Source organism: Cryobacterium roopkundense (genome assembly GCF_014200405.1).
Lineage (GTDB): Bacteria > Actinomycetota > Actinomycetes > Actinomycetales > Microbacteriaceae > Cryobacterium > Cryobacterium roopkundense.
The window spans coordinates 1164892-1177172 of the sequence record NZ_JACHBQ010000001.1 but is presented as its reverse complement, the minus strand read 5'-3'; the positions used below and the strand labels follow the sequence as shown (position 1 = coordinate 1177172).

The window sequence follows — 12281 nt, the reverse complement described above, 5'->3', positions numbered from 1 at the left end:
AAATGCCGTCTGTAACCTACATCTCCGCCACCGGCAGAGAAACCGCCGTCGCGGGATTCGCCGGCGACTCCGTCATGGAGACGGCCGTGCGTAACGGCGTGCCGGGCATCGTCGCCGAGTGCGGTGGCAGCCTCTCGTGCGCCACCTGTCACGTCTTCGTCTGCGCCGGCAGCGTGTTCCCCGCGATGGAAGACCTCGAAGACGACATGCTCGACGGCACCGCCATCGATCGTGAAGAAAACTCGCGGCTCTCCTGCCAGCTGAAGCTAGGCGACGCCGACATTCGCGTGGCCACACCGGAAACGCAGGTGTAGAGATGACCGACACTGCCGCATCCGCTCGCCACGCGTCACTCGGAACCCTCATCATCGGCAACTGCCAGGCCGGCGTGCAGCTCGCGTGTTCGCTGCGCGAGCTCGGAGACACCGACCCGATCGTGCTCGTCGGCGAGGAGCCGCACGCGCCGTACCAGCGGCCGCCGCTCTCGAAGGCGTTTCTGAAGGGCGAGATCACGGCCGATTCCCTGACCTTTCGCACCCACGACTTCTACCGCGAGCACAACATCGAACTCGTCACCCGCGAACGTATTGTCAGCATCAGCCGCGACGGTTCCGGCGGCACAGCCGTGGCCGAATCCGGCCGCCGCTTCGACTTCGCCCGGCTCGCCCTGACGACCGGGGCCGTGCCGCGCCAGATTCCGTTCGACGGCTCAGAACTCGAGGGCGTCGGCTACCTGCGCACGGCGACGGATGCCACGCAGCTCGAACAGGCGCTCGGAAGCGCCCGCAAGCTGGTCGTCGTCGGAGGCGGTTTCATCGGCCTCGAGGTCGCCGCCGGGGCTCGCGTCGCCGGCCTCACGGTCACCGTACTGGAGGCCGCCCCTCGCCTCGTCGGTCGCGCCGTCAGCGAGCAGACAAGCGAGTTCTACCTGCAGGCGCACCGGCGCCGCGGCACCCGCGTGGTGCTGAACGCCCAGGTCGTGCGGTTTCTCGGCGAGCACGACCGGGTCACCGGGGTTGAACTCGGCGACGGAACCGTCGTACCGGCCGACGTCGTGCTGATCGGGGTCGGCGTGATTCCGCGCACCGAGCTGGCCGAACAGCTCGGGCTCGCCATCGATAACGGCATCGTCGTCGACGGCAGCGCCCTCTGCTCCGACGGGTTCACGGTCGCTGCCGGCGACTGTGCCAACCTGCCCAACCCGTCGATCACGCCCGGCGGCGTGGCCCGGCTGCGCCTCGAGAGCGTGCAGAACGCGATCGAACAGGGCAAGGTCGCTGCCGCGACTCTGCTGGGGCTGCCCGCCGAATACTCCACGGTGCCGTGGTTCTGGAGCGACCAGGCCGACCTGAAGCTGCAGATCGCCGGCCTCAGCGGCGGGCACGACCAGATCGTGCTGCGCGGCGAACCCGACAGCGAGAAGTTCTCGGTGCTGTACTACCGCGCCGGCCAACTCATCGCGGCGGACTGCATCAACAAGCCCCTGGATTTCATTGCCGTGCGCGGCGCTCTGAACCACGGCCAGAACGTGCCAGCCGACCTGGCCGGCGACGTGACCATCCCGCTCAAGAAGCTCGTGTCCGCGGCTCCCGCGCTGGCCGGAAAGTAAAGACCATGACACTACATACCGTCCACGCCGTCGACACCTCCCCGATCAGACAGGCCGACACGCTGCTGACCGACCTCGACCCGCTCTGGCGCGCCGTGGTCACCGAGATGCGCACCCGGGGCAACGACATCCACATCCCCATCTCGTTCGCCTTTGCCGAGCGGCTCTGCCTCGTCTACCCCGAGGCCGACGCCCTCGTGGTGCGGGTTGCCATTCTGCTGCACGACACCGGCTGGGCCCGCGTCGACGAGACCAAGATCATCTCGGAGGGGTTCGGTGCCAACTGGCGGCAGGCCGACATCCGCTACCAACACGAAGCCAGGGGCTGCGACATCGCCCGCGAGGTGCTGCCAGCCCTCGGCTACAGCGAGAAGTTCGTAGTCCGGGTGACCGACATCATCGACGGCCACGACACCCGGGCGGAGTCCTATTCGATCGAGGACTCCCTCGTGCGCGATTCCGATCGGCTGTGGCGCTTCACGACGGCCGGAATCGCCCTCGCCTCCGGCTGGTTCGGGCAGACGCCCTCGTCATACTGCTCTCGGCTGCGCACCGACATTCTGCCGGAACTGATCACCGCCGCCGGCCTCGATATGGCCGTGTGCGAGCTGGAACGCTCCGAATCGCTGCTGCGCATCGGCGTGCTCTGATGGGCCTGCTGCACGCGACTCTGCCGTACACGCACACCGACGACCACTTCATCGATGGCATCTGGCGGCGCTCCACGGGACCGGGGCGCACAGAGGTGACCAACCCGGCGACAGGGGAGGTATGGGGTTCGGTGCCGCAGGCATCAATCGCCGACCTCGACGCGGCCGTGGTCGCGGCCCGTCGTGCCTTCACGGGTTCCAACAGCGGCGACAGCGGATGGCGCGACGTGGCCCCCGCAGAGCGAGCCCGCCTGCTTATGCGACTGGCAGCCGAGGTCGAAACACGGGCCGAAGCCATCTCGCACACAAATACCTGGGAGAACGGATCGCCGGTTTCGGAGACCTCGAAGGCGGCGGCGAACGCGGCCTCGATCTTTCGCTACTTCGCCTCGCTCGCTCCCCTGCTCGAGACTCCCGACATTCGCCCGTTCCCTGACGGTTCGGCCGAAACCGTGGTGCGCCTCGACCCGGTCGGGGTCTGCGCGCTGATCGCCCCGTGGAACTTTCCGATCAACCTGGTCGTGGCCAAGCTGGCCCCAGCACTGATGGCGGGCTGCACGGTCGTCATCAAGCCGGCGTCGCCGACGCCGCTGTCGGTGCGACTCATTCTCGATGCCGCGGTCGCCGCCGGAATTCCGGCCGGGGTCATCAACCTCGTGACCGGGCCCGGCAGCTTCGGCGACGCCCTCGTGAAGCACCCGGGCATCAGCAAGGTCGCCTTCACCGGGTCGACGCCGGTCGGCCGCTCGATCGCCGCGTCCTGCGGCACGCTGCTGCGCCCGGTGACCCTCGAGCTCGGCGGTAAGTCGTCGGCCCTGGTGCTGCCCGATGTCGACCTCGAGGCTATGTCGAAGGTGCTGATTCGCAGCTGCATGCGCAATACCGGGCAGACCTGCTACATCTCGACACGCATCCTCGCGCCAGCGGACCGGTACGACGAGCTTGTCAACATGGTCACCGCGACCATTGCCGCGGCGCCGCAGGGCGACCCGATGGACCCGGCGACGGTGTTCGGGCCTTCGGCCACCCGGGCCCAGGAGCAGGTTGTGCGCGAGTACATTCGGAGCGGTATCGCCGAAGGCGCCCGCGCTACGACCGGCGGTGACGTGCCTTCCGGCTTTGACCGGGGTTTCTACGTGAAACCGACCGTGTTCGCGGGCGTCACCCCCGGCATGCGCATCGCGCAGGAAGAGATCTTCGGCCCGGTGCTGTCGATCATGCGGTACTCCTCGCTTGACGACGCGGTGGAGATTGCCAACAACACGCCGTTCGGCCTCGGCGGCACGATCTTCTCGGAAGACCCCGACGCCGCGTTCGCCCTCGCGCCGCGGCTCGATACCGGCTCGGTCGGCCTCGGGTTCTTCGCGTCCAACCACGCCGCGCCGTTCGCGGGCCGCCACGACTCGGGCCTCGGCGCAGAATTCGGACCGGAGGGTCTGCGCGCGTACCTCAGCGTGCAGTCGGTGCACAGACGCATCCGCTGACCCGAATTCCCGGCTGCGCTACTGCGGTGGCGGCCTTTGTGAGGGTCATGACGGCCGAGCTACTGCATGCGGGCATGTTCCCGGAATGCCTGGGTGGTGGTTGGTCTGCCCATTGGCGCGTGATATCGGCCACTGCTGGCGGCGGATACCCCGGCGCCCGTCATAGTAAACGTGATCCGCACCAGCAAGTGGGCCGAGCGACGCAGCATAGCGCCGCGATACGGCAGGTATTGGGAAAGACGCTGGATGTACTTCTGCCGGCGAGTATGGTCGTTCACTGATTTCGAGTGATCGGAACGGAAAAATAGGGCAGCAGCGATCACCTCACGAACCGCCGTTCGAAGGACGAACACGCATGACCATCACGGGGATACCAACGGCCATAGCAACCACTGCTGTCCCCACTGCTGTCCCCACCGCTGCGGTGTTGTCCGTCGTGCGGATCAAGAAGTCTCCACGAACGCCCCCTCAGACCACCTTCGCCACGCACCAGCAAAAGTATGAGTATTTGCGCTCCTGGCAATATCACCCCGTGGCCCCAAACGTCAATAACGCTGGCGCCCACAAACGCAAAGACTCACGAACTTCTCTAGCCTTGGGCGTCCAGGTTGCTGAGGAAGCAGAGCCTCCTCGAGACGCTCGAAGCTGGTGCAACTCGCGCTGCCAGCCCACGCTCCGGTTCGTCAGCTTCGGGCGATCGTGATAATCGTGACCTGTGACCGAGAGCTGACGCAATGGAATCCCTGACCAAAGAGATTTCCCGGGATTTGATCCTGCGACCCGGCGACTCTCAATCAAATCCGTGGGCCAGGCCCAACAGCTCCACGCACAAACGCAGAAACTTCCCTGATCAGCATAAACAAAACCCTACCCAGGGATACATCCCCCTTACGATTTCAGTGAGATAGGCCTACCCTGATTTCGTGATCGATATGGCTCGCCATGAGCAGTGACGCTGGGAAATGTCCACGTGGCCATAAATCCTCCCGCATCGTCCGTGATGGAATTCAGCGCATGGGCGGCCGCGCGAAGCAGCGGTGGCGGTGTGTGCTTCCGGATGGGTCTTATCACCGGTTCCTGGGGGCGATGAGCAGGACGATCGCGGCGGATTCGACTTGTGTGGAGTGCGAGAACCACATCGCCTCTCACGAGGGCCCAGTGGCGCCGGCCCAGGGCGAGTACTTGGTGCGTGAGATCGCTGGGGCGCTTGTGGATATCGGCCGTGGCCAGACCTATACCGACGCTGCGAAACGGGTTCGGGCTCGAGGGAACATCGGCAAGACGGGCGCACGCCGGGAGGTGATCAATGGGCAGACCGTCGCGGATTGGATGGCCGACGTTGTGCCCGCGGTCGCTGCCAGACACCTTGTGACTCAGTGGCCGTCGGTGCTCGTGCTCGACTCGTCGACCTTCTTCTGGACCGATCCCCTGACGGGCAAGAGCCTCGCCCTCTACTGCATTTTGGCTGCCTTTGGGTATGACAAGGACGGCAAGAATGGCCGGCTCTGGAAGGTCGAAGCTGCCCCGGTCGGCGACGGCGCCGCGTGGGCGGAATTCCTTGGCTCACTGCCCGGAAAACCTGACTCAATCGTCTGTGATCAGGACAGGGCGATCATCGCGGGCATCATTTCTCACTGGGGAGATTGGGCAGCGATGGATCTGGTTCACTACTGCGAGCACCACCTCACCGAACGGGTTCGCGCAGCGTTCAAGAGCGACAAGGTCGCCGCTGACGACCGTCTGCGGCAGGTTTTCCACGGGGCCTTCACCTCCCGGGAGCAGTGGGATGCGTTCGAGGCCGAGGTCATCAGCCGACCAACGCTGTTGCTGACGAACGGGTGGATGGCCAAGAACATGACTTGGATGCGGCGGCAGACTGAACGGCGAGCACAGATCCCACCGGTCTCCTCCAACGGTGCCGTCGAACAACCCCTGCGGGAGATCCGGCAGATGCTCCAGACACGAGCATTCATGTTCCGGAACCGGGCCCGGTTGAACCAGGTTCTGGTGCTGATGCGGCTGGCCAGTATGCGCGTGGACACGGCCACCGATTACGCCAGCGATATCCGCGCCTTCCTGGATGCACACAACGGACACCCGCCCCGCACCTACCGAGCGGCCTACGACACGACGGCCAACCAGAGCGGAGAAGCCCCTTTGGGGAGCCTCTGGGCGCCCAAAGCGCAGATTGCCATGACCGAAGCACGCGCGAATAGAGCACTCGCGAGCGCCCGAGCCAAAGAGATAGCGAATGCGAAAGAATCGCGCGCGGCCCCGAAGGCCATCTCACTGAAATCGTAAGGGAGAGATACATACGACTCCGCGAGCACTGGCCTCTCACCGAGATGCAATGAAGATTCCGGGATTCGGGCTCATATGCGATGCGCAAACGGTGGGTAAATGGTGACGACACGTGTTTCTAAACGAAAAGAGTCCTGATAAACCTAGGTTTATCAGGACTTTTGTCGGGCTGACAGGATTTGAACCTGCGGCCCCCTGCCAAACCGGAGCAGTTATGGTCGACACCGAATGTCTCGGAACCTCACGGGTTCCCATGTCTTTGCAGCAAACCAAGCGGTTCACTACCTCCGATCTTAGCCGGACAGTCCTGGTCGATCACGGTTGATTTAGGTAGGTAAATGGTGGGCATAAAGACGATCGATTACTAGGACGTCGAGCGCTTTCGGTCATGTCGGAAAACCAAATCCGACCTGGCCGTTCCACCATTTCGGCAACAGACCACCCTCTGGGCGGACGCCTTTGCCGAGCACTTGTAGAGACTCCTTTACCGGGTGTTCCCCTGGAACGGGCAGCCTAGCGAGCGATGGCCGATGGCGATTCCCTCACAACAAAACACGAGAATTGTGAGCAGCCGCGTCTGGTGCGACGCAGCTGGTTTCAGGGGATGAGAATGGCGCGCCCGCGAACGAGCCCGGACCCAAGGTCGTCGACCGCTTGCTGGAAGTCGTCGAGGGCGTAGGACGTCGTGTGCAGTGTGACCTGGCCTCGTGCGGCAAGCACCATCAACTCGGTGAGATCGGTATAGCTACCCACGAGGTTGCCGATGAAGTTAATCTCGCTCGAAATGATGTCGATCGTGGGAACGTCGATATTCTCGCCGTAGCCTACGACGTAGTAGTCGCCGGCTTGGCGCAACATTCGAATACCCTCGGCTGTCGACCCGCCCTCGCCGACGAAGTCCAGAACAGCCTCAGCTCCTGCGCCACCAGTCAGCTCAAGAACTCGGTCGACGTGTGAACCGTCGGCGATCACGCCGTGATCGGCGCCAAGCGACATAGCGAGTTCGATGGCAGCCGGATTGCGGTCGACGACGATCAGCTCCGAGGCCGTGAGAGCTTTCAGCACCTGAATTCCGATATGCCCGAGCCCGCCCGCACCAATAATGACGCAGCGATCAGCGGGGCGCAGGTGGCGGGCTGCCTTGGCCGCTGCATGATAAGCAGTGAGGCCCGCGTCTGCGAGCGCGGCAACATCCGCCGGTTCGAGGGTGTCAGCGATACGCACGATGCTGCGAGCCGAGGTCTTCAGGTATTCGGCGTAGCCGCCGTGGGTGTCGATCCCCGGAAAGGCGCTCTCGGTGCAATGTACGTCGTCACCGGATCGGCACGCACGGCAAAACCCGCAGGTGATGATCGGATGCACGATCACTTTGTCGCCGACAGCCACATTCGTCACGGCACCGCCGATCTCATCGACCCAGCCGGCGTTCTCGTGACCGATCGTGTACGGGAGGGTGACTCCCGACTTCTGTTCCCATTGCCCCTCGAGGATGTGCAGGTCCGTGCGGCACACCCCTGCGCCTCCGATCCTTACAATCACGTCGAACGGACCGGTGATCGTAGGTTTTGGAACCTCGGTCATGACGAGTTTTTGATGGTAATCAACGACCTGAACGGCTCTCATGGTGCTCATGCAATTTTCCTTTTGTGCGTGCGAATGATTGAGGATAAGGGGAAGTAACTCTGCTCTGCCTTGGGCATTAGGTCGACCTCGGAGCCCGGATACCGAGTTGCGAGCAAGCCCCGGCAGAAATGAGCGTTGCCGTCGATCGAGATACGAGTCGATCGAGCCCGGCGCAGGGCGAGGGCAGCTAATACCGCGGGGTATGGCGATCCCCTCTCGTCGACGAGCACCGATGCGGAGTCGACGGTACTTAGGCCGATCGTCACCCGGCGCCTCAGCAGGGCAGCCTTTGCCGAGTCGTCGGGCAGATCGCCCAACACCACGTTTGCGAGCGCCGTCTCGGCCAGTTCAGGCCGAGCACGGAGGAACTCGGTGAGCGAGCGCTCCATCGCTGCGGTGTGGGCCTTACGCTGAAATGTGGCCCGCAACTCGTCGAGATCATTCTCTGCCTCGTGGAGGAACGTTCCTTTATAGCCGGCGTCCGCCACCAGTCCGCTGTTGATGATGTCGGAGTCATGGTGGTCGTCGAGTTCGACGGTCACGACTCCGACATTTGGGAGTGCGGTGAGGGCGTCCTTGGCGTCTGACGCCATCAGATAGGCGAAGTTCGGTGCGCAGAATGACGTGGGCAGACGCAGGTGAACCTCGACGCTCGAACCCGTCAGCGTCACCGAGCGCACGAATCCAAGGTCGGTGATAGGTTCATCGAGCTCCGGGTCGATGACTGAATCCAAGGCCCTCAGCACGCGGCCCTCCGTGAGCGGCCCCGGTACCTCTGCCACTCCGTGCAGAGTGGCCGCCAGCGTGGCCGGCAGCGTTGTGGCGGCCATCACACTGGAGCCAGATCGGCACGTTCGGGCTGGCGCGGCCCTGTCGCCGTCTCATCGGCGTTAGGAAGCTGAAGTTCGACCGGCACCGGAATGTCGTACATCTTCGCCGCGTTAAGGCCGAGGATCTTGCGCTTCTGCTCGATCGTGATGGGTGCGTACTCCGTCATGTCCTCTGGGATCTGAAAGTCCACGAAGGCTTCGATGAGCCAGCGCGGGGTCCAGATCGCATAGTCGGAGGAGAACTGGATGCGGTCTTCCCCAATCCAATAGAGCAACTCCCCCATGATCTGGGCGAAGTAGCGCGGGCGCGTGTGAATGAACGGCATCGCTACCGCAAGCCCTCCGTGAACATTGGGTTCCTGCGTAGCTATCCAGCAGAAATCTTCGAGGCGGGGCAGGCCCACGTGCTCGACGATGAAGTTGAGGTCGGTAAAGTCGGTCGCTGCGTGGTCGACATCGGCCACGTCGAAGGCATCTCGATCAAGTGGGCGGATTGTCGGCCCCTTGTGCACATGAATGTTGCGGATTCCCAGCTCGCGGCACAACTCGAAGTACCGGTAGGTCCAGGGGTCGTTGAGCTTGTAGCCCCGGGAGTCGCCGTGCCACTCGGCGGTGTAGAGCTTGACACCCTTCAAGTTGAAGCGCTCAGCGTCGGCGCGCAGCTGGTCGAGGCCAGCCTCGCCGTTGCGTGGGTCGAAATTGTGGTTGTAGGTGAGCCGCCCAGGGTTCGCCTGGGTGAGTGCGAACGCTTCTTCGGTCTGCCCGAAGCCCGTGTTGTAAAACTCGCCGAGGTGGGCAGGCTGGAAAATGGCGTGGTCGACGTAGCCGTCGGTGAAAATATCCTTTATGAAACGCTCGCCACCCTGATAGAGGTATTCCTCGTAGGGCCACTTCTCCGATACTGGGGACAGGTTGGCGTGGTAGTCGTAGAAGCAGTCGATGAACTGCTTGCCGTGAATGTTGCGCTGATTCTCAGGGCGCGCGTCCCAGAGCGCCACATGGGCGTCGACAATAAAGTAGCTCTCGCCATCCTTCTGATACATACCTGCTCCTTTGCTGCATGCGGGGATTCGATTATTCCTTCCAAGTTAGGGGACGCCCGCCCCAGCGGAGCGGCGGTGGCGTCTCATTCTGAGATTGGTGCGCATAACACAGTGCTCGGAACACCTAGGCTGATCTTGACCGACTAACGCAAAGGTGCCGATGGACGCTCACGACTTGCCTTCCCGTGCATTCTTGAACAGTGCGCCGATGCGGACGATCTCCCCACGCCTGCTGGCTTCATGGCAACGCAGCGAAAATTACGGTGTCTCCCTCGAAGACGTCCAGCCCACGTTCTCAGGCACTTACGACGACGAGTCGCTGTTCGTCGAGTGTGGGCGTGAGGTCCTGACGGATTTGCACGACACGCTTTCGTCCGAACCTGTCGGACTCATGCTCACCGATGCCGACGGACTCGTGCTCAATCGATTCAGCGGAGACCGCCAGCTATTGCACGCACTCGACGATGTGCACTTGGCGCCGGGGTTCTCGTACTCAGAACGGCAGGCGGGCACCAATGGCCTCGGTCTCGCTCTCGCCGATCGAGTGCCGACCCTCGTGCGGGCGGAGGATCACTACACCCTGAGCTTGCGGCTCTACACCTGTGCGGCTGCCCCGGTTTTCGACCCTGTGAGCGGTCGACTCGAAGGCGCGGTGAACCTGACGACTTGGTCGGAGAAAGCGTCTGACCTGCTGCTCGCGTTGGCGCAGACGGCTGCAACATCGACCGCGAACCTCATGCTTGCTCGATCGCAGGGACGCAACCCCCGCCGGGTAACACGCGGCCAGGTCTTTCGCATCGAGGGTCTGCGAGAGCAGTCGGAGAACGCTCCGCTGCGTGATCTGTCGGATGTCTGGAACAAGGCCGTCACCCGCACCGTCGAAGCCCTCACCGCGGGTCGTATGGTTGCAGCTGTGGGCGAGCGAGGTTCGGGACGAGCTACGTTGTTGGCACAAGCGGTTCGGCAGGTGCATCCTCACGACCGGCTGTTTGCTGTACGTTCCCCAGCGCCGCGCGACACGGATTCGTGGTTCTCGGTCTGGACGCCCGAGCTTAGCCGTCCCAACACCGGGTTCGTACTCTGCGACGTTGATGATCTTTCCTCTCCCGCTGCCGAGCGCTTGCGGACAATGCTGGTCGGCGAGCGTACTTCCGACGCGACTGCCTGCCCAGTGTCCGCGGAGCATTTTGACGCCATCCCGCTGCCGTTGCGCGGCCTTGTCGAGACCGTCGTGCAAGTGCCGCCGCTGCGTGAACGGGCGGCGGATATCATGCCCCTCGCCAACCATCTCGCCTGGAGGGCGCGCCGCCGCGAGGTCGATTTCACGACTTCCGCGTCGCGGGCGCTTACCGACTACGCCTGGCCGGGAAACGTCGAGGAACTCGCTCAGACTGTGAGAGAGGCCGCGAGTCGCACCGACGTGGTCGATGTGCGTCACCTTCCGCCCGAGATGCTGTCCCGCAGCGAGCACCTTTCGCGCATCAAGGCGTTCGAGCGCGACGAGATCGTGCGCGTGCTAAATAGACCCGGCGCGACCTCAGAAAGTGCGGCGGCCGAGCTGGGAATGAGCCGCGCCACGGTGTACCGCAAACTGGCGCAGTACGGAATCCAACTTCCCCGCCGCGACTGACCGACGTTTCCCAATGCGAGGCAACGCTATCCTCAAACGCGGTATCTCTCGTCGCATTCGTCGCGCTCGACGCCCCAGTGTCGCGCCATTGCTACGCCCGGAAAACAGCTCAAGGCCGTCCCTGCACGGATTGCGGGCACCTCGGCACTCCCAGCCGTGGTGCCCGGAATCACCTCCGTGATCGCCATTCAGATCCGCATCACCGCGGCTGCGGTGACCGGATCGGAGATGAGCGGCACGCATCGACTCTGCCGCGGGCCGTCCAGCCGGCAGGTCCTGTGACTATCTGGCCGGATTAAACCACGACACGCGACAGCGGTATCAGGTTAGAAAGGCCCGCTGCTTCGCCACCATCCGCGAGGTACTCAGCTCCCGTACAGAATGAGGATTCATCGCTGGCAAGGAAGAGAACGAGGTTCGACACTTCTTCAGGCTCACCCAGGCGATGCATAGCCGTGTTGCTCGGGTTCGCACTCAGCCCAACCGTCATCGGAGTTCTCACCCCGCCGGGGTGCACCGAGTTCACTCGAATACCATCGTCCGCAAGGTCAAGGGCCACCGACTTGGTCAGCCCGCGCAGGGCGAACTTCGAAGCGTTATAGACACCCAACCCCTCAAACCCGACGAATCCGGCGATCGAAGAGATGTTGATGATGGATGCGTGCTCGGATTGCTTCAGCGCGGGCAGGGCCGCCTGAATCCCTCGAAAAGCGCCGGCGAGGTTGATGGCAAGCGTCCTGTCCCAGAGCTCCATGGTCGTGTCCTCCAGGCTCACGAATTCCGCGATTCCAGCGTTGTTCACCAGAATGTCCAGACCCCCGAAGCTCCCAACTGCGACCGCAACGGCCCGGTCCCAGTCCTCAGACTCGGTGACGTCCAAATGAACGTATCTGGCATTGTCTCCGAGCTCTTCGGCGAGCGCTTGACCCTGGGCATCTCCGATGTCTCCGATGACAACGCGGGCGCCTTCCCGAATCATGGTGCGCGCATGTGCCGCGCCCATTCCCTGAGCGGCTCCACTGATCAGTGCTACTTTTCCCGCTAAACGTGCCATGGTTCTGCTCCTTCAACATTCGTGTTTTCGAATTTGTCTCGCTTGGGCGCACGGGCG

At 63.3% G+C, this 12281-nt stretch carries 10 protein-coding genes; 6 read left to right on the top strand and 4 right to left on the bottom strand.

Annotated features, from left to right (window positions below; all coding sequences use genetic code 11):
• Positions 1 to 2: 2 nt before the first annotated feature.
• The 5 genes from BJ997_RS05520 to BJ997_RS05500 all read left to right on the top strand — a co-directional run bounded on the left by BJ997_RS05520 (position 3) and on the right by BJ997_RS05500 (position 6044).
• Positions 3 to 314, top strand: a complete 312-nt coding sequence (locus BJ997_RS05520) for a 2Fe-2S iron-sulfur cluster-binding protein (protein ID WP_035837981.1) — start codon at positions 3 to 5, stop codon at positions 312 to 314.
• A gap of 2 nt (positions 315 to 316) precedes the next feature.
• The gene (locus BJ997_RS05515) at positions 317 to 1609 is read left to right on the top strand and encodes an NAD(P)/FAD-dependent oxidoreductase (protein WP_035837983.1); all 1293 of its coding nucleotides are present in this window, start codon (positions 317 to 319) and stop codon (positions 1607 to 1609) included.
• A gap of 5 nt (positions 1610 to 1614) precedes the next feature.
• Complete coding sequence (locus BJ997_RS05510) at positions 1615 to 2259, top strand: HD domain-containing protein (protein ID WP_035837985.1); 645 nt, start codon at positions 1615 to 1617, stop codon at positions 2257 to 2259.
• The gene (locus tag BJ997_RS05505; RefSeq protein WP_183323279.1) at positions 2259 to 3743 is read left to right on the top strand and encodes an aldehyde dehydrogenase family protein; all 1485 of its coding nucleotides are present in this window, start codon (positions 2259 to 2261) and stop codon (positions 3741 to 3743) included. Before BJ997_RS05510 ends, BJ997_RS05505 begins: the two co-directional genes overlap by 1 nt.
• Positions 3744 to 5129: 1386 nt before the next feature.
• Positions 5130 to 6044, top strand: a complete 915-nt coding sequence (locus tag BJ997_RS05500) for a hypothetical protein (protein WP_152602348.1) — start codon at positions 5130 to 5132, stop codon at positions 6042 to 6044.
• Positions 6045 to 6641: 597 nt separating this feature from the next.
• Here BJ997_RS05500 and BJ997_RS05495 read toward each other — a convergent pair.
• The 3 genes from BJ997_RS05495 to BJ997_RS05485 are packed head-to-tail and all read right to left on the bottom strand — an operon-like array spanning position 6642 to position 9540.
• Complete coding sequence (locus BJ997_RS05495; protein WP_201771755.1) at positions 6642 to 7676, bottom strand: NAD(P)-dependent alcohol dehydrogenase; 1035 nt, start codon at positions 7674 to 7676, stop codon at positions 6642 to 6644.
• The gene (locus BJ997_RS05490; RefSeq protein ID WP_084141742.1) at positions 7673 to 8497 is read right to left on the bottom strand and encodes an iron-sulfur cluster assembly protein; all 825 of its coding nucleotides are present in this window, start codon (positions 8495 to 8497) and stop codon (positions 7673 to 7675) included. The genes BJ997_RS05495 and BJ997_RS05490 overlap by 4 nt, the downstream gene beginning before the upstream one ends.
• Positions 8497 to 9540, bottom strand: coding sequence for an amidohydrolase family protein (locus tag BJ997_RS05485; protein WP_035839967.1), 1044 nt, complete (start codon positions 9538 to 9540; stop codon positions 8497 to 8499). The genes BJ997_RS05490 and BJ997_RS05485 overlap by 1 nt, the downstream gene beginning before the upstream one ends.
• Before the next feature lie 208 nt (positions 9541 to 9748).
• Here BJ997_RS05485 and BJ997_RS05480 point away from each other — a divergent pair, with 208 nt between their 5' ends.
• Positions 9749 to 11170 (top strand): AAA-type ATPase lid domain-containing protein, encoded by a 1422-nt coding sequence (locus BJ997_RS05480; protein ID WP_035839970.1) that lies wholly within the window; start codon positions 9749 to 9751, stop codon positions 11168 to 11170.
• 295 nt (positions 11171 to 11465) lie between these two features.
• Here BJ997_RS05480 and BJ997_RS05475 read toward each other — a convergent pair whose 3' ends face one another.
• On the bottom strand, positions 11466 to 12224 hold the full coding sequence (locus tag BJ997_RS05475; RefSeq protein ID WP_035839973.1) for a glucose 1-dehydrogenase: 759 nt from the start codon (positions 12222 to 12224) through the stop codon (positions 11466 to 11468).
• Between the last annotated feature and the right edge of the window lie 57 nt (positions 12225 to 12281).

Coding starts and splice junctions, on each gene's coding strand:
- BJ997_RS05480 (WP_035839970.1), top strand. CDS start 9,749: ATGCGGACGATCTCCCCACGCCTGCTGGCTTCATGGCAACGCAGCGAA.
- BJ997_RS05485 (WP_035839967.1), bottom strand. CDS start 9,540: ATGTATCAGAAGGATGGCGAGAGCTACTTTATTGTCGACGCCCATGTG.
- BJ997_RS05475 (WP_035839973.1), bottom strand. CDS start 12,224: ATGGCACGTTTAGCGGGAAAAGTAGCACTGATCAGTGGAGCCGCTCAG.
- BJ997_RS05490 (WP_084141742.1), bottom strand. CDS start 8,497: ATGGCCGCCACAACGCTGCCGGCCACGCTGGCGGCCACTCTGCACGGA.
- BJ997_RS05515 (WP_035837983.1), top strand. CDS start 317: ATGACCGACACTGCCGCATCCGCTCGCCACGCGTCACTCGGAACCCTC.
- BJ997_RS05495 (WP_201771755.1), bottom strand. CDS start 7,676: ATGAGCACCATGAGAGCCGTTCAGGTCGTTGATTACCATCAAAAACTC.
- BJ997_RS05520 (WP_035837981.1), top strand. CDS start 3: ATGCCGTCTGTAACCTACATCTCCGCCACCGGCAGAGAAACCGCCGTC.
- BJ997_RS05505 (WP_183323279.1), top strand. CDS start 2,259: ATGGGCCTGCTGCACGCGACTCTGCCGTACACGCACACCGACGACCAC.
- BJ997_RS05510 (WP_035837985.1), top strand. CDS start 1,615: ATGACACTACATACCGTCCACGCCGTCGACACCTCCCCGATCAGACAG.